Below are 202 nucleotides of genomic sequence, written 5' to 3'. Positions count from 1 at the left end.
CAGGGGCAGTTCGTCCAGCGGGGTCGCGAGGACGTGGACGGGGCGGGAGTCCTCCAGCATGTAGGTGATGCGGTCGGCGGGGTATTCGGGGTCGACGGGTATGTAGGCGCCGCCGGACTTCATCACTGCGAGGACGGCGATGAGCCAGTCCAGTGAGCGGGGCAGTGAGATCGCGACCCGCTTTTCCGGGCCCACACCTTGG

At 67.8% G+C, this 202-nt stretch carries 1 protein-coding gene; it reads right to left on the bottom strand.

Annotation, left to right across the window (positions count from 1 at the left end):
* Positions 1–202, bottom strand: a 202-nt coding sequence (locus tag OO52_RS45955; RefSeq protein ID WP_158712724.1) for an AMP-binding protein, incomplete at both ends; no start/stop codon positions are given.

It is taken from the genome of Streptomyces flaveolus, from assembly GCF_000716535.1.
GTDB classification, from domain to species: Bacteria; Actinomycetota; Actinomycetes; order Streptomycetales; family Streptomycetaceae; genus Streptomyces; species Streptomyces flaveolus_A.
The sequence above is the reverse complement of the archived record's forward strand: the minus strand, read 5'-3'. Positions and strand labels throughout refer to the sequence as shown.